This is a genomic window from Methylobacter sp. Wu8 (assembly GCF_036440755.1).
Taxonomy (GTDB): Bacteria; Pseudomonadota; Gammaproteobacteria; order Methylococcales; family Methylomonadaceae; genus Methylobacter_A; species Methylobacter_A tundripaludum_A.
In genome coordinates this window covers 28,005-44,801 of record NZ_JAZGVT010000037.1, presented here as the reverse complement: position 1 = coordinate 44,801, position 16,797 = coordinate 28,005, and the positions used below count along the sequence as shown (strand labels likewise).

At 50.9% G+C, this 16,797-nt stretch carries 16 protein-coding genes; all 16 read left to right on the top strand.

What is annotated here, in order from left to right:
• Positions 1–315, top strand: a 315-nt coding sequence (locus V3O24_RS02850; protein ID WP_331306105.1) for a hypothetical protein, incomplete at its 5' end; no start/stop codon positions are given.
• Between the two features lie 47 nt (positions 316–362).
• Positions 363–2,510, top strand: a complete 2,148-nt coding sequence (locus tag V3O24_RS02845; RefSeq protein WP_331306103.1) for a peptidase domain-containing ABC transporter — start codon at positions 363–365, stop codon at positions 2,508–2,510.
• Between the two features lie 110 nt (positions 2,511–2,620).
• Positions 2,621–4,111: a TolC family protein gene (locus V3O24_RS02840; RefSeq protein WP_331306102.1), complete on the top strand. Its 1,491-nt coding sequence runs from the start codon at positions 2,621–2,623 to the stop codon at positions 4,109–4,111.
• Between the two features lie 512 nt (positions 4,112–4,623).
• Complete coding sequence (locus V3O24_RS02835; protein ID WP_331306101.1) at positions 4,624–5,211, top strand: YdbL family protein; 588 nt, start codon at positions 4,624–4,626, stop codon at positions 5,209–5,211.
• A 2-nt stretch (positions 5,212–5,213) separates the two neighbouring features.
• Positions 5,214–6,548: a 23S rRNA (uracil(1939)-C(5))-methyltransferase RlmD gene (rlmD, locus tag V3O24_RS02830; protein WP_331306100.1), complete on the top strand. Its 1,335-nt coding sequence runs from the start codon at positions 5,214–5,216 to the stop codon at positions 6,546–6,548.
• A 19-nt stretch (positions 6,549–6,567) separates the two neighbouring features.
• A complete protein-coding gene (locus V3O24_RS02825; protein ID WP_331306099.1) occupies positions 6,568–7,074 on the top strand; it encodes a L,D-transpeptidase in 507 nt (168 codons plus the stop codon).
• Between the two features lie 27 nt (positions 7,075–7,101).
• Complete coding sequence (gene truA / locus V3O24_RS02820; RefSeq protein ID WP_104423431.1) at positions 7,102–7,905, top strand: tRNA pseudouridine(38-40) synthase TruA; 804 nt, start codon at positions 7,102–7,104, stop codon at positions 7,903–7,905.
• 76 nt (positions 7,906–7,981) lie between these two features.
• Positions 7,982–8,623 (top strand): DUF2231 domain-containing protein, encoded by a 642-nt coding sequence (locus V3O24_RS02815; protein WP_104423430.1) that lies wholly within the window; start codon positions 7,982–7,984, stop codon positions 8,621–8,623.
• Positions 8,624–8,747: 124 nt separating this feature from the next.
• A complete protein-coding gene (locus V3O24_RS02810; protein WP_331306098.1) occupies positions 8,748–9,380 on the top strand; it encodes a phosphoribosylanthranilate isomerase in 633 nt (210 codons plus the stop codon).
• Positions 9,377–10,579, top strand: coding sequence for a tryptophan synthase subunit beta (gene trpB, locus V3O24_RS02805; RefSeq protein ID WP_331306097.1), 1,203 nt, complete (start codon positions 9,377–9,379; stop codon positions 10,577–10,579). Before V3O24_RS02810 ends, trpB begins: the two co-directional genes overlap by 4 nt.
• Positions 10,576–11,379, top strand: a complete 804-nt coding sequence (gene trpA, locus V3O24_RS02800) for a tryptophan synthase subunit alpha (RefSeq protein ID WP_104423427.1) — start codon at positions 10,576–10,578, stop codon at positions 11,377–11,379. The genes trpB and trpA overlap by 4 nt, the downstream gene beginning before the upstream one ends.
• Positions 11,380–11,449: 70 nt before the next feature.
• Entirely contained in the window at positions 11,450–12,397 is a 948-nt protein-coding gene (gene accD / locus V3O24_RS02795) for an acetyl-CoA carboxylase, carboxyltransferase subunit beta (protein ID WP_104423426.1), read from the top strand.
• A 13-nt stretch (positions 12,398–12,410) separates the two neighbouring features.
• Positions 12,411–13,682 carry a bifunctional tetrahydrofolate synthase/dihydrofolate synthase gene (gene folC / locus V3O24_RS02790; protein ID WP_331306096.1) on the top strand — a complete coding sequence of 424 codons (1,272 nt, stop codon included), beginning with the start codon at positions 12,411–12,413 and terminating at the stop codon, positions 13,680–13,682.
• Between the two features lie 9 nt (positions 13,683–13,691).
• Positions 13,692–14,651, top strand: a complete 960-nt coding sequence (locus V3O24_RS02785; protein WP_331306095.1) for an SPOR domain-containing protein — start codon at positions 13,692–13,694, stop codon at positions 14,649–14,651.
• 16 nt (positions 14,652–14,667) lie between these two features.
• Positions 14,668–15,159 (top strand): CvpA family protein, encoded by a 492-nt coding sequence (locus V3O24_RS02780; RefSeq protein WP_104423424.1) that lies wholly within the window; start codon positions 14,668–14,670, stop codon positions 15,157–15,159.
• Positions 15,160–15,189: 30 nt separating this feature from the next.
• The gene (purF, locus tag V3O24_RS02775) at positions 15,190–16,698 is read left to right on the top strand and encodes an amidophosphoribosyltransferase (protein ID WP_104423423.1); all 1,509 of its coding nucleotides are present in this window, start codon (positions 15,190–15,192) and stop codon (positions 16,696–16,698) included.
• Positions 16,699–16,797 lie beyond the last annotated feature (99 nt).

The following is a 16,797-nucleotide window of genomic DNA, read 5'->3' as shown; positions in this document are numbered from 1 at the left end:
GATCCGCTGCTGAACAAATCGATACAGAACTATGATTTTACCGCCATCGTCAATGCTTTCGACCAAGCGAACGGCGGCGGTGCCAACTTCATGCACTGGAGCGCTACCGACAGCCTGCTCACCGCACACCTGTCCGCTAGCGACAGCGAAGCATTGGGCGGCGATCTGGCTAATCAGTACGGCAAAAACGGCAACTTTAGCGGCTTTAGCCAGACTGCGGCGCAAGACGTACTGAGCAGTCCCGCTTTCGGCGCAAATCCACAACTCTTGCACGACTTGGCCGGATTGAGCGAAGGCATAGCGAGGCTGAGCTAAACGATGGCGGAGAAATGGAGCAACAAACGTGAAGCAGGGCATGAACGATGAGAGACGCACTGCACCGTAGGGTGAACGGCAAGAAAAAACTCTTGCCGATCAGTACCGAAACTTTCGTCTGGGCATTACAATGCGCCTGCCAAGTGCATCGTGTGCCGTTTGATACGGCAATGGCGTTGCGCCAGTTCTCTTCGCCCTATAACTCGGCAATCTTGCAACACGCCCTGCATGAACTGGGACTTAAAGGCCGCTGGCGCAAGGTACGGGAAGCGGATTTCGCACACTTGAACTTTCCGTGTTTTGCAGCACTCAACCCGGTCATCGATCCAGAGCCTGCTAAAGAGCAAAGTGAACCCGATGTGCAAGCTGAACAACAATTGGAAACGCACGGTCTCGCTCTGGTGGTGCGGCTGGAAAAAGATACGGTGCTGTTTTTTGAGCCGGGTAGCCAGGAGCCGCAACATCTTCCTCTGACTGAATTCACGGCACGTTGCGCCGGGCATGTGTTGCAGTTCGCCGCACCTAAAAGTAAGGGGGGAGATGAGGATGAAGACAAGGAGTTCGGCTTCCGCTGGTTTATACCGGAGTTGCTCAAACACAAGAAGGTTTGGCGCGATGTGCTGCTGGCGTCGCTGGCGTTGCAATTGGTCGGCTTGGCTACGCCGTTGTTCACCCAGACCGTCATCGATAAGGTGATTGTCCATCATACGATGAGTACGCTGGTGGTGATCGCAGTCGGCATGGGTATCTTCATGGTGTTCAATGCGGTGATGAGTTGGGTGCGGCAGTATCTGGTGACCCATACCGGCAACCGCATCGATTCGGTGTTGGGTGCGCAGGTGTTCGCGCACCTGTTCAGGTTGCCGCTGCGCTATTTCGAACATCGATCGACCGGTACGCTGGTGGCGCGTCTACAGGGTATCGAAAGCATCCGCGAGTTCTTGAGCGGAGCGGCCGTCACGCTGATTCTGGATGTGCCGTTTTTGGTGTTCTATCTGGCGATTATGTTTTATTACAGCTGGCTGCTGTCGGTGGCGGCACTGTCCATGTTGCTGCTGATCGTGCTGTTGAGCCTGGCCATTACCCCTTTGATGCGCGAGCGGTTAAATCAACAGTTTTTGCTCGGTGCGCGCAATCAATCGTTCGTTACCGAATATGTGTCCGGCATGGAAACGGTCAAATCCCTGCAAATGGAACCGCAGGTGGTGTCGCGCTACGGCGAATATTTAGCCGGTTATCTGGAAGCCGGATTTAATGCACGGCAACTGTCCAACAGCTACAACGTGGCCGCCAATACCCTGGAGCAGATGATGACGATGACGATTCTGTGCCTTGGCGCTTGGCTGGCGATGACGACTCAGGATTTCACCATCGGCATGCTGGTGGCCTTCCAGATGTTTGCCGGGCGGCTTTCTCAGCCGGTGTTGCGGATGGTCGGATTATGGCAGCAATTCCAGCAGGCCAACATTGCGGTTAAGCGCTTGGGCGATGTGATGCATGCTCCTACCGAACCGTATTCGTTGAAGCCGGCAAGGGAAGGGGGCGGACAAGGTAAGGTGGAGATTCGCAATCTGGGTTTTCGTTATGCCGAGAATCTCCCTTATCTATATCAGAACTTTAATATGAGCATTTTGCCGGGCCAATGCATTGCCCTGATGGGGCCGTCCGGTTCCGGTAAGAGTACGCTTGCCAAACTCATGTTGGGTTTCTATCTGCCCAGCGAAGGCAGTATTCATATCGACGACCACGACATCCGTCACTTTTCCGCCAATGAACTGCGGCATCACTTTGGCGTGGTGCCGCAGGAAACCGTCCTGTTCTCCGGCACCCTCTATGAAAACCTTATTTTTTCCAATCCGCACACCACCTTCGATCAAGTGGTGCAGGCTTGCAAATTGGCGGAAATTCACGAGGCCGTTGAGAAGCTGCCGGAAGGCTACCAGACCGTTATCGGCGAACGCGGGGTCGGTCTGTCAGGCGGACAGAAACAACGGTTGGCGATTGCCCGTGCTTTGCTCAAGCGGCCTAAGATTTTGTTGTTCGACGAAGCGACCAGCAGCCTGGACAGCGCCACTGCGGAGCATTTTGCAGCCACCGTCAATCAGCTGAAAGGCAAAGTCACCATGCTGTTCATTACGCATCAACTACCCGCGAGCCTGAAGGTGGATGAGGTGGTGCGGTTAACTCAAGCGTAACTAAACCTGATTTGGGTCGTCGGAGTTCAAAGCTTGCTTTGAAAGTACCAGAGCGGAACCGGTCAACTGAAGTATCTTGTTAATCCAGTCATTAAATACAACAATCGAATATGATGAATAAAGCGTTGCGCTGTTTTGTTTGTGTAGTGTGGATCGGTGTTTCCGTTCCGGTAGTTTCAGCGGATGCTCAACTGCCTAAGGCGGGGGCTCGTGAAACTCCATCTTGTCGTTCGGGGACGACATTTAAGCCGCTTTCCCTGGCGGAAGCAGTTGTCGTTGCGATGTCTGAGCATCCCCAGGTTTTGATAGCTGAGCTGGAGCTAAAAAAAGCCAATACGCAGGTTTTGGCGGCAGTGACGCCGTTTCTGCCCACGGCCAGTGTTTCTATGCAAGGGGAGCGTTTTGTCACCCAAAATCCATCGACTCAAACCACCTCGGTAGGTTCGTCTGTTGTGGGCGGACAGCGAAGCCAGTATTCCAGTTATGCCTCGTTGAATGCTAACTGGAACCTCTTTAACGGCGGTAAAGATTTGGCCGGATACCGCAGTGCGAAAGCGGGCGTCCAGGCCAGTGAGAACGATCTTGTCAGGCAGACTAATGAAACCTTAAGTACCGTATTGATCGCCTATAACGATTTATTCAAAGCGCAAACGGCGCTTTTGCACCAGGCCGAGATGAGCGAATTGTTGCGCGGTGTGTTGCAGCGTACCGAAAAGAGGTATGGGGAAGGTGTTGATAATCACATCGCATTAAGCCAGGAGAAAGTAACCTTTGCCAAAAGCGAGCAGGGCCTGTTTCAGGTTTGCCAGACCTTGTTTGATAAGTCTGCTGTATTGGCAAGATCGCTGGGATTGCGCCTTCCCGCCGGACATGTTTTTCGGCTTGAGACCCCTATTCCTGAGGTGGAACAGATGAACTTGAATGATGATGAGCTTGATCTGATTGTCCAGGACGATCCGGGCGTAAAAGCCGCAAAAGAGCGGGTGACGATGGCGCGGCATAAACTTGAGCAGACCCGCGCAAGTTTTTATCCCACCGTTGCAATGACCGGACGGTATGATTGGCTGGGACAGGACCCCAATAGTGTCGATGCGGCTATCGGTTCAACTTCGGCAAATAGTTACCGTTTCGGCGTCGTGCTTCAGCAACCCTTGGGACCTTTTACTTCGGAATATGCGGCTGTCGAAACAGCGCATGCCGATGTGCTGAAAACCGAGGCGCTCTATCGACAAGCGCTGATCGATGCCGAAACCAGGCTTCGAACGGTGTTGAATGCCAAAACCCAGACAGAGCTGTCCGCAAAATCCAGCCAGTTACAAACCGCCCAAACACGGTTAACGTTTCAGCAAACAAGCCAGTTATTTAAAGACGGCTATGCGGATCTTGATGCAGTGTCCAAGGCGCAAATCAGCCTGTCCAAGGAGCAAGAGGCCACTGATGAATTGTTATCGGATGCAAAGCTCGCCGCGTGGAATGCCTATCTCGTTTTACGTCCCGGTGAATTCGCGGCGGCGTTGCTCGGGATAAATCATCAGGTGCTTACGGATATGGGCAACCCGCCTGAATTGTTATCGGAACATTCGAATAAAGTGTTCAGATAGCGTATTGGGTTAGGTCCGATGCTTTAGACGTGATTACAGAATTCCGCTATGCCGCCAGCAGAGCCGGTTTGTATCAGATTGATGTGAACGGCTACAACGTTTATCCCCGTTTTTTCGCCTAAATAGCGAAACGAGCCAAGAATGCACAATGCAAAACTTGAGCTCATTGTTTTATGGGGGGCAGGTTTGTTCTGCGTAGGCCCGGATTAATCGTAATATTTTTTCTTGGATTGCTATATATCGCTTCGGACAAAGGCGAACGCATCGTGCTTTTTTATGGGAACCGGGTTTTATCAAAGCTAATAGCAAGGAACGAAAAGTGAGTATGAGTCCTGCTGCCAGTTCTCTTGATTAGAGTCCGTTTCCCTTTTTTTATCCTCATTTTTTTATCATCTGCGTCAGTCTGCCGCGAATCGATGCGATCGGCTATAATCCCCCTGTTGACTTGAATTTATTGATGGAGCGGTTAGTCGGCATCAGACCAGTAATTATTGAATAGTTTGGAGAGCGTTATGAGAAAAATATCAGTATTAAGCGCGTTATTGTTGACTGCCTGTGTCACCATCAACATTTATTTCCCTGCCGCTGCCGCCGAAAAAGCCGCAGATGAAATCATCAAAGACATTCAAGGCATCACCCCGCAAAAAACGGAACCCAAGCCTAAGGCCGGTTTGCCGGATTGGCAGGTAGGTATGTATCGGATCATTGATACCGCGATCAATACGGTGGTTTCGTCCGCGCAAGCCGATGAGGCTGATCTGGCGATCGATAGCGCCGAGATCAGGCAGTTGCGCGCCACGATGGAAGGCCGCTTTGCCAGTCTTCAACCTTTATATGCGGCAGGTTTTATCGGCATACAGGCGGACGGTTTGCTCGCGGTCAGGGATATTGAAAGCGTGCCGCTTAAAGACAGGAATCAGGTCAATAAATTGGTCGCTGTGGAAAATGCCGACCGGCAAAGCCTTTATCAGGCGATTGCCAATGCCAACGGTCATCCCGATTGGGCGGCGCAAATCAAATCAACTTTTGCCGGCCGTTGGGTAACTAATGCCCAGGCAGGCTGGTGGTATCAATCCTCGGGAAGCTGGAAACAAAAGTAAACATGGCAAATAGAAGAAGAGTTAAAAAACCGTTACCGGCAGAGCCGGTTAAAGTCACGATTGAATCGTTGGCTCATGATGGGCGCGGCGTGGCGCATGTCGATGGCAAGGTGATATTTATCGATGAGGCCTTGCCGGGCGAAGAAGTGGAGTTCGTTTATACCGAAAGCCGGAAGGATTATGCGGAAGGCAAGGTCGTCAAGCTGTTAAGCCGCGCGGCCGACCGGGTCGATGCGTTGTGCGCGCATTACGGCGTGTGCGGCGGTTGCAGTTTTCAGCATGTGGAATCGGCCGCGCAAATTCGAATCAAGCAGGATTTGCTGGTCGATCAGTTCAAGCGCATCGGTAAGACCGAAATACCCGAGCTTTGGCAGCCGCTGGAGGGTCCGCATTGGGGGTACCGCAGCAAAGCGAGGATGGGCGTTAAGTATGTCGAGAAAAAGAACCGGGTGCTGGTCGGTTTCAGGGAAAGGCGGCACCCTTACTTAGCTGAGATTGAAAGTTGTGTGGTGATGAATCCTATCGTCGGCACCCGGCTGATGGCCTTGTCGGAAATGATCGGGGGTTTGACCATTAGAGATAAAATTCCCCAGATCGAAGTGGCTATCGGCGATCAGCAATGCGTGCTGTCGTTTCGGGTGCTGGAGCCGCCGACCTCTGCCGATAAGGAGCGGATGCGCGAGTTTGGTCATCGGCACGGCATATCGGTGTGTCTGCAATCCAAAGGCCCGGATACGATCGTGCCGCTGGATGGCGAGCCGGAAGTCATACCGACTTATGCGCTGCCGGATCTGGGCTTGGAGTTTAAATTCAAACCGGCCATGTTCACCCAGGTTAATTATGAGATTAACAGGCAAATGATCAACCGGGTGCTGGAAACGCTGGCGTTGAATGAAAACGACTCGGTGCTGGATTTGTTTTGCGGCCTGGGCAACTTTACCCTGCCGATGGCGAAATTTGCAGGTCGCGTGGTCGGCGTCGAAGGCGATCAACCTCTGGTTAATCACGCCAAAGAAAACGCCCGCCATAACGGTATAGAGAATGTTGAATTTTATGCGGCCGATTTGAGCAAGGATATTAGCGATCAGCCTTGGGCTAACCGTAAATACAACAAAATCATGCTCGATCCCTCCAGGGCCGGGGCTTCCGAGGTCTTGCATCATTTTAAAAAATGGCAGCCCGAGCAGATTGTTTATGTGTCCTGTAATCCGTCGACGCTTGCCCGTGATGCGGGGATTCTGGTTAATGAATTGGGCTATAAACTGATTAAGGCCGGGGTGATGGATATGTTTCCGCAGACCGGGCATGTGGAGTCGATAGCTCTATTTGAAAAATAAAGAACAGGGGGGGGCGCCAATGAAAAAGAATGGGGTGGGCGATACGGAGAATTATCTGGATATTTGCATTGCCGGCCAGCAACTGACTGTCTATGCGGATGGAAACAGGGTGGTGCATTATCCCGTTTCCACGGCAAAAAAAGGCGCGGGCGAATTGATGGGCAGTGAATGTACGCCCACCGGCTGGCATAAAATCAGGGCCAAGATTGGTGCGGGGCAGCCGTTAAATTCGGTTTTTGTCGGCAGACGCCCCACGGGTGAAATTTACAGTGCCGATCTGGGCGAGCAGCATCCGCAACGCGACTGGATGTTAACCCGAATCTTATGGCTGGGCGGCCTGGAGCCGGGCAAGAACCGTTACGGCAACGTCGATACCGCTTGGCGGTATATTTATATCCACGGTTGTCCCGATCAGTTCATGAACGGCCGTCCCGAATCGCATGGCTGCATTCGGATGAACAATGCGGATGTGCTGGATTTGTTTAACCGGGTCGAAGCCGGGGTTAAGGTTTATATTCATGAGTAATTTTTTTGTAAGCGTAAAGGTGCTTGAATGACGCGTATTGTCTTAGGCATCGAATACGACGGCAGCGGTTTCTCAGGCTGGCAATGGCAAACCCATCAACGCAGTGTTCAGCAGGTGCTCGAGCAGGCTCTGTCGAGAGTCGCCAATCATCCAGTTACCGTGCAGTGCGCGGGAAGAACCGATACCGGCGTCCATGCGCTTGAGCAGGTTGTGCATTTTGACGCGAAAACAGAGCGCGAACTCCACGCCTGGATGCTGGGCGGCAACAGTAATCTGCCGGATGATGTCAGGATCACTTGGGTAAAACAGGCGATCGGCGATTTCCACGCCAGGTATAGCGCCATTGCGCGTTTTTATCGCTATGTCATTCTAAACCGCCCGATCAAATCGGCGCTACTACGCAATCAGGTGACTTGGCACCATAATCCGCTGGATGCCGATAAGATGCATCTGGCGGCGCAACATCTGATCGGCAAGCATGATTTTTCCTCGTTCAGGGCGCAAGGTTGCCAGTCCAAAAGCCCTTGCCGGGAGATGTATTTTATCGATGTGTACCGGGAGGACGATAAGGTCATTATCGATATTTCCGCCAACGCTTTTTTACATCACATGGTCAGAAATATTGCCGGGGTATTGATCGATATAGGCGCCGGGAAGCAGCCGCTAAACTGGACCCAAGAGCTGCTCGAGATTAAAAGCCGCAAACTGGGCGGCGTTACGGCGCCTCCTGACGGATTGTACCTGGGTGCGGTTTATTATCCTGATCATTATGGCATCGTCAAACATCCGGTGTTTGATAAGCTGCCGGCCGACGCCAGGCGGCATGATTAAGGCATGGCATTGCTTATTTGCAATTGCCTGAATATCGAGTAGATTGTCTTTTTTACAAATATATAGTGATGTCGATATGAATAATTTTTTATCTTTTCAGGTTCACGGCGGAGGCGATCATGGCGGCATTGCTGACAGCGTTGCAGGTCTGCTAGCTTTTTTTGAGGGGCTTACAGCTCACGATTCGCCAGGTGTTTTTCCGGCATTAATGCCCGGCATTTCCAGCATGGATAATATTCATCCCTTGCTGGTACATTTCCCGATTGCATTTTTATCGACATTTTTCGTTTTGGATCTGTTCGGTACGCTGGCTAAAAAACCGCAATGCCGCAATGTCGCCGGCTGGCTGCTGTATTTGGGGGCAGTAGCCTCGGTATTTACAGTTATCGCCGGTTTCATTGCCGCAGGTTCTGTCCCGCATGGGGAGAATGTTCACGCCATTATGGAGCGGCACGAACATTTAGGCGTATCCGTACTTTCTTTGGCGGTTCTATTGTCGGCTTGGCGCATGAAAAGCGGCGGAATCATTCAGGGCGGAGCTAACAGTTTTTTCCTGATATTGGCGGCGTTGCTCTGTGGATTAATGATGCTGGGCGCCGATTTGGGCGGCTTGATGGTTTATAAATACGGTGTGGCGGTTAAGTCGCTGCAAGTTCCTGCGGCTGATTTCCATGAACACGATCATGAACATAGTCACGATCATGAGCACGAGCATTAAGCCGGCATACAGAACCCATGATTTTTATTACTTAACCCTTGTTGTGATTACAGACAAAATCATCATGCCATTTTATGGTATTCTAGGCGGCTAACTCTTTTTTGTTAAATTCTCATACCACTTTATGCGAACTCGCGTTAAAATTTGCGGCTTTACCCGCGTTGAAGATGCTGTTTGTGCGGCTCGGTTAGGCGTGGATGCTATCGGTCTGGTGTTTTACCCGCTAAGCCCGAGACATGTCGATATTGGTCAGGCTGTTAAGATTGTTAATGCCTTGCCCGCGTTTGTTTCGGTCGTCGCTTTGTTTGTCGATGAGCAAGAGTCGCGGATAAATGAGGTTTTGGACCAAGTGCCGATAGATTGTTTGCAGTTTCATGGCGATGAACCCGCTGAAGCTTGCAGGCTTTACGGCAAGCGTTATATGAAGGCGGTGAGAATGCAGGACGGCATCGATATTCCAGGTTTGGCCCGGCAATATCATGATGCGGCAGGGCTGCTGCTGGATGCTTATGATCCGGGAGCAAAAGGCGGTACCGGCAGTCGGTTTGACTGGAACAAAATTCCTGAGCATTGCGCCTTGCCTATCGTGCTGGCGGGAGGTTTGGACGAGAACAACGCCAGGCAAGCGGTGCAGACAGTAAGACCTTATGCGCTGGATGTCAGCAGCGGTGTGGAAGCGGAAAAAGGTGTTAAGGATGCGCTAAAAATGGCGGCATTCATACGTGAAGTTAACGAGGGTGACAGAATAATAATATGACAGAAAAATATAATATGCCCGATGAGAGAGGGCACTTCGGCCCTTATGGCGGAATGTTCGTCGGCGAAACATTGATACCGCCGATTCAAGAATTGAATGCCGCTTATCAGCAGTATTTAAACGATCCTGAGTTTATTGCGGAACTGGATGCCGATTTAAAATACTATGTGGGCAGGCCTTCGCCTTTATATCATGCCGAACGCTGGAGCCGGGAGCTTGGCGGTGCGCAGATTTATTTAAAGCGCGAAGATTTGAATCATACCGGCGCACATAAAATAAACAATACGATCGGTCAAGCTTTGTTGGCCAAACGCATGGGAAAGACACGGATTATTGCCGAAACCGGAGCCGGTCAGCATGGCGTGGCGACGGCGACGGTTGCAGCAAGGCTGGGCCTGGAATGCGTGGTTTACATGGGCGCCGTCGATGTTGCGCGGCAGTCTTTAAATGTGTACCGGATGAAGTTGCTGGGTGCGAAAGTTGTCGCCGTTGAATCCGGTTCAAAAACCTTAAAAGATGCGTTGAACGAGGCGCTCAGGGATTGGGTGACCAATGTCGACAACACCTTTTATATCATCGGTACGGTTGCGGGCCCGCATCCTTATCCAGCAATGGTCAGGGATTTTCAGGCCATCATCGGCCGCGAAGCCAGGCAGCAATGCCTGGACCAAGTCGGGCGCTTGCCGGATGCGCTGGTTGCCTGCGTTGGCGGCGGATCGAACGCCATCGGTTTGTTTTACCCGTTTATCGACGACCGTTCGGTAAAAATGATCGGTGTCGAAGCAGCCGGCGACGGCATTGAAACAGGCCGGCATTCCGCGCCTTTATGCGCTGGCCGTCCCGGCGTGCTGCATGGCAACCGGACTTACCTGATGGAAGATGACGATGGTGAAATCATCGAAACGCACTCCATTTCAGCGGGTCTCGATTATCCGGGCGTAGGCCCTGAACACGCCTGGCTGAAAGATACCGGTAGGGCCGAGTATGTCAATATTACCGACAATGAGGCGTTGGAAGGTTTTCATTCATTGACCCGGATGGAAGGCATTATTCCAGCGTTGGAATCCAGCCATGCGATGGCTTACACGATGAAGCTTGCGCCGACTATGAGCAAAGACGACATTATCATTGTCTGCCTGTCCGGTCGCGGCGATAAAGACATGCAAACGATGGCGCAACGCGAGGGGATAGAACTGTGAGCCGATTAGCCGCTACATTTGAAGCATTATCCAAAACAGGCCGCAAGGCGTTAATCCCGTTTATTACCGCTGGCGATCCGAGACCCGGTTTTACCTTGCCGATGATGCATGCAATGGTCGAAGCCGGCGTTGATATTATCGAATTGGGCGTGCCGTTTTCCGATCCTATGGTGGACGGCCCGGTTATTCAACGGGCCAGTGAGCGCGCTTTAGAACATAAAATGAGCTTACGGCGCACATTGGCGATCGCGGCGGAATTTCGGAAAACCAATCAACATACGCCGGTGGTGCTGATGGGGTACGTGAATCCTATCGAAGCTATGGGTTACGAAGATTTTGCCAATGCCGCCCAACGCGCCGAGATTGATGGTGTTTTAACTGTCGATTTGCCGCCGGAAGAAGCGGAAGAATGCGTTGCCTTGCTGAAAGCGCGTGACATTGATCCGATTTTTCTATTGGCGCCCAACAGCAGTGATGAGCGTATTAAGAAAATGGACACTGCCGGCAGCGGTTATATTTATTATGTTTCGCTGAAAGGCGTAACCGGCGCCGGACATCTGAATACTGCGGATGTCGAAGCCAAGCTCAATCGAATCAGGGCCAATACCCGCTTGCCTGTGGCTATCGGTTTTGGCGTCAAAGACGCACAAACGGCAAAGACGGTTGCAGGCTTAGGTGACGGTGTAGTCATTGGCAGCGCTCTGATCAGCAAAATTGAAGCCAATCTGGATGAGCCGGAACGTGCTAAAAACGAAATAGTCGAGTTATTGGTCGCCATGCGCCAGGCAATGGATAACTAGAGAATAGATAAGTAGGATGGGTTGACGCAAGAAAGTCCATCAGGCAACAGCAACACAATGGGGCATATGAATGAGTTGGTTTGAAAAGTTAATCCCTTCAACAATTAGAACGGAAGGGTCGAATAAAAAAGGCGCCGTACCTGAAGGATTGTGGAATAAGTGCCCTAGCTGTAATGCGATTCTTTACAATACGGAACTGGAAAGAAATTTCAGTGTTTGTCCAAAATGCGAGCATCACATGCGCATTTCGGCCAGAACGCGATTGAATATGTTTTTGGACGAGGGCGGCCATGAAGAGATCGGAAAAAATGTTAAGCCCGTCGATCCGTTGAGATTCAAAGATAGCAAGAAATATAAAGACCGTGTTACACAGGCGCAAAAACAGACTAAAGAAAACGATGCGCTGGTGGTCATGAAAGGTCAGTTAAAGGGCCGGGATATTGTTGCAGCTGCGTTCGATTTCGGTTTTATGGGCGGGTCGATGGGTTCGGTGGTCGGTGAAAAATTTGTCCGCGGCATCAACAAAAGCCTGGAATTGGGCGTACCGTTTATTGTGTTTACGGCCAGTGGCGGCGCGCGTATGCAGGAGTCGTTGTTTTCATTGTTCCAGATGGCGAAAACCAGCGCGGCGTTAACCAAGTTGTCCGAGGCGGGACTGCCGTATATTTCGTTTATGACCGACCCGACCATGGGCGGCGTTTCAGCCAGTTTAGCCATGCTGGGCGACATTAATGTTGCCGAACCCAATGCCTTGATCGGCTTTGCAGGCCCCAGAGTCATAGAGCAAACCGTCCGTGAAAAACTGCCGGAAGGCTTCCAGCGCAGCGAGTTTTTACAGGAGCATGGCGCTATCGATATGATTATCGACAGGCGTGAAATGCGCGACAAAATAGCCGCTATTTTGGCGATACTGATGGCCGGTAGAGACGCTATTGCCCAACGCGCCGCTGCGGATACAGATCTGGAAGTCATTGCTGAAGCGGATGATGCCGGCCATCAGCCGGATCAGGAAGACTGACAAATATCGGTTAATGATACATTTTGATTCGCTACAGGGTTGGCTGAAATGGCAGGAAAGCTTACATCCTTTAGTAATTGATTTGGGCTTGGAGCGGGCGGCGCAAGTTTTTCATGCACTAAACCCTGATTATGTCAAACCACCGACCCTTACCGTAGCCGGAACCAACGGCAAGGGCTCATCTGTCGCTTATCTTGAGGCCATTTATACTGCGCAGGGCTATCGGGTAGGCGCTTACACATCGCCGCATATTCTGAAATATAATGAACGAATAAAAATAGGCGGCAAACCTGTTTCGGATGACCGGATTTGCGAGGCATTTGCCCGAATAGAATCGGTAAGGGGCGATACCTCGTTAAGCTATTTCGAATTTGGTACATTGGCTGCGTTGGACATATTCCACCGTGCCGGCGTCGATGTTCAATTATTGGAAGTGGGCCTCGGCGGACGACTGGATGCAGTCAATATCGTCGACCCCGACGTGGCATTGGTGACCAGTATCTGTATTGACCATGTTGAGTGGCTGGGAGGTACACGGGAAGCGATAGGCCGGGAAAAGGCAGGTATTTTCCGGGCGGAAACCCCGGCCGTCACAGGCGATCCCTCCCCTCCCGAATCATTGATACAGAGCGCTATTGAGCAGCATGCCTTGCTGTATTGTATCGGTAAGGATTTTACTTATAAAAAGCAGACGACAGGATGGGATTGGTTTTCTGCCGACCGGCAAATGCTACAATTACCCGATCCGGGTTTAAAAGGCGAGCATCAATATCGTAATGCATCGGCGGTTATTTTTGCGTTGACCAAGATGGCCGGGGTTTTGCCGGTCACCGAAACATCAATCAGGCAGGGACTGGCAAATGTCCATTTAGCCGGACGATTTCAGCTGATTGACGGCGAAATCCCCGTGCTGCTGGATGTGGGGCATAATCCCCAGGCAGTCAGAACATTGGCTGACTATGTGACCGCTGTATTTCCCGGCAGACGCATCCATGCTGTTTTTTCTATGATGAAAGACAAGGACATCGCCGGTGTGCTTGAAATTATGAATCCAGTGGTTTACGACTGGTTTTTCGCGCCGTTGGCGAATCCCAGAGCGGCTACGGAATCGGTTATGCGTGAAATTTTTTCGCAAAGTTCCGTGTCCAGAGTTTCTTTTGGTTTTGCCGATTTCACTGAAGCCTTTGCGGCCGCAAAAAATCAGTCGAATGAAGGTGATCTGTTACTGGTTTTTGGATCTTTCTTTTTGGTATCTGAGTGCTTGGTTGAATTTGAGAATAAGTGAGTAGACGAAATGGATCATGAATTAAAACAACGTTTGATTGGCGCCGTCGTTGTTACGGCCTTATGCGCTATTTTTATCCCGATGCTGTTCGATGATCCTGTCGATAACAGTGGGCAGGTAGTAAGCGAATTGAGTATTCCGGCTTCAGGTGGTTCAGGCGCCGATACGGCTGCAAAATTACCGGCCGGCGCCGATCAGGTTTTAAAGTTGCCGGACCCGGAGCCTTTATCCACCGAAACTGCGGGCGATACTCTTGAAAGCACCGGAGCTGCGGAAGAGGTGACGGAAGAGCCCGAAGCCGGTCAAGCGGAGCAGGGGCGTTCCGGTGAGTCTTTATATGCCGAATCCGAAGGTTATACCAATGCGGAAGAAACCGTCGAACCTGAAGGCAATCTGCCGAAGCAACGTCAAAAACAGACTCCGGTATCGGCAGAAGCCGCAGCTTCTCGCTTACGCCCTGTAGAAGGCAACAGCATAGCCCCCAAGGCGCAAGTCAGAGATATTCGCGCAGAAACGGCGGTTAAAGAGGCGGCTGCAAAGGTTAAAAAAGCCGTAGAGCCGGTAAAGCCGGTAACGGTTAAAAAACCTGAAATTGCACCGCCAGCAGTCAAAACCAGCGGAACTCCGGCTGAAGCCACGCCACCACCGGCCGTTAAGACGCCTAGTAATGCAAAGAGCATTGCCGCCGCTGTCGCGGAAGCGAAAAAGCCGGAAGCGGCCCCTAAAACGAATGCAAAATTGGTGCGATGGTATATTCAGCTCGGCAGTTTTAGTAAAAAAGAAAATGCAATGTCTCTTTGGGACAGCTTGCGTGAACAAGGCGTGCCTGCCTCGCTGGATACCATTGAAACAGATAAGGGAACCGCATATCGTCTTCGGGTAGGTCCTGAGCTTGACGGGAAAAAGGCCGCGGCAATGAAGTTAAGACTGGATAAGCAAAACATAAAGGCAATTTTGATATCCGAGTGATGCGGGCAATGAAAGCATGATCTGGATAGATTTTACGCTTATCGGGCTTGTTTTTATTTCCCTTGTAATGGGGCTGCGGCGCGGATTTATCAGGGAGTTTTTTTCATTGGTCTTCTGGGTACTGGCCATTTGGGTGAGCTTGAGGTTTAGTCGTGAGTTTTCCGGTTTTCTTGACTCGACCATCAATCACCCGCTTGCCAAGATGACAGCATCTTTTTTGGCGTTATTTGCAATCACGCTTGGCCTTGGCGGTTTAATCGGTTTTCTATTGAGTGTATTGGCTAAAGACACCGGATTAACCTTCATGGATCGTTTCGGTGGGATGATTTTTGGCGTTGTTCGCGGCATGATTGTCGTTACAATCGTTGTTTTACTGGCGGGACTGACGTCCCTGCCCAAAGACTCATGGTGGACAGAATCAAAACTGATTCCGCCTTTTCAGTTGCTCGCCGTCTGGTTGCGAGATCATATTCCGTCAGGTATGGCGGAATTCATCAGTTATCGCTAATTTCTATAAAACAATGCAGGTTAAAAAATAATGTGTGGTATTGCCGCTATAGTTTCACATCAAGCTGTTAATCAGGAGTTATATGATGCTCTGACCGTGTTGCAACATAGAGGTCAGGATGCCGCCGGTATTGTGACCTGTGAGGCCGGCAGGCTGCATTTGCGCAAGGAAAACGGCTTGACCCGTGATGTTTTTACCAATGCTCAGATGTTGAGATTGAAAGGCAATATGGGTATTGCTCATGTCCGTTATCCAACGGCCGGTTGCACCAGCTCTGCCGAAGCACAACCGTTCTATGTCAACTCTCCTTTTGGTTTGACCCTTGCCCATAACGGTAATTTGACCAATACCGAAGAGCTGAAAAAAGCGCTGTTCGTAGAAGATCAACGACATATCAACACCGATTCGGACTCTGAAGTTTTGTTGAATGCGTTTGCTCACGAATTGCAGAGTTTGGGTAAATTGCAGTTAAGCGTGGACGATGTTTTCCAGGCGGTTTCCGGCGTGCATCGCCGTTGTCGCGGGGCTTATGCTGTTGTAATTATGATTGCAGGATTCGGGATTTTAGGTTTTAGGGATCCTAACGGTATCCGGCCTATCGTGTTTGGGGAAAGAAAATCCGAGCAGGGTTCGGAATTCATGATAGCCTCCGAGAGTGTTGCGCTGGACGTGTTGGGCTTTGATCTGATCAGGGATCTTGAGCCTGGCGAAGCGGTATTTATTGAAGAATCAGGTGTATTGCACACCAAGCAGTGCGCCGACAAGATAGATCATTGCCCCTGTATTTTCGAGTATGTCTATTTTGCCAGACCGGATTCAATCATTGACCGTATTTCGGTTTACAAGGCGCGGTTGCGTATGGGCGAGAAGTTGGCCAAAAAAGTGCAAAGAGACTGGCCGGATCATGATATTGACGTCGTTATCCCGATTCCAGACACGAGCAGAACGGCGGCTTTGCAGATGGCAAACCTGCTGGGCGTAAAGTACCGTGAGGGCTTCATAAAAAACCGTTATATCGGCCGGACGTTTATCATGCCGGGCCAGAAAATGAGGGAGAAATCGGTCAGGCAAAAATTAAACGCCATCAGCCTGGAGTTTGAAGGCAAGAATGTATTACTGGTTGATGATTCAATCGTCAGAGGCACTACGTCTGCGCAGATTATCCAGATGGCCAGGGATGCGGGCGCTAAAAAGGTATACTTTGCTTCCGCTGCGCCGCCGGTGCGTTATCCGAATGTGTACGGCATTGATATGCCGGCCGCGCATGAATTGATCGCCCATGACCGTACAGAAGATGAAGTCTGCGAGGCAATAGGCGCAGACCGGGTTATTTATCAGGAGTTGGGCGATTTGATCGATGCGGTTCGCAAAGGCAATCAGAGCATCAAGCACTTCGATACCTCCTGCTTTAGTAAGGAATATATCACCGGTGATATTGACGACGCGTATCTGGAGCGCACCGAGGCGTTGCGCAATGACAGTGCGCAAGCGGAAAAAAACTCGGAAAATTTCATCATCGGCATGCAAAACGGCGATTGAGGAGCAAGCAAGACTAAAGGCTAAGGACGAAAGGCAAAAAACAGGGGCCAATCCGGCCGATCTTTGCCTTTCGCCCTTAGCCTTTTGCCTGATCTTTTT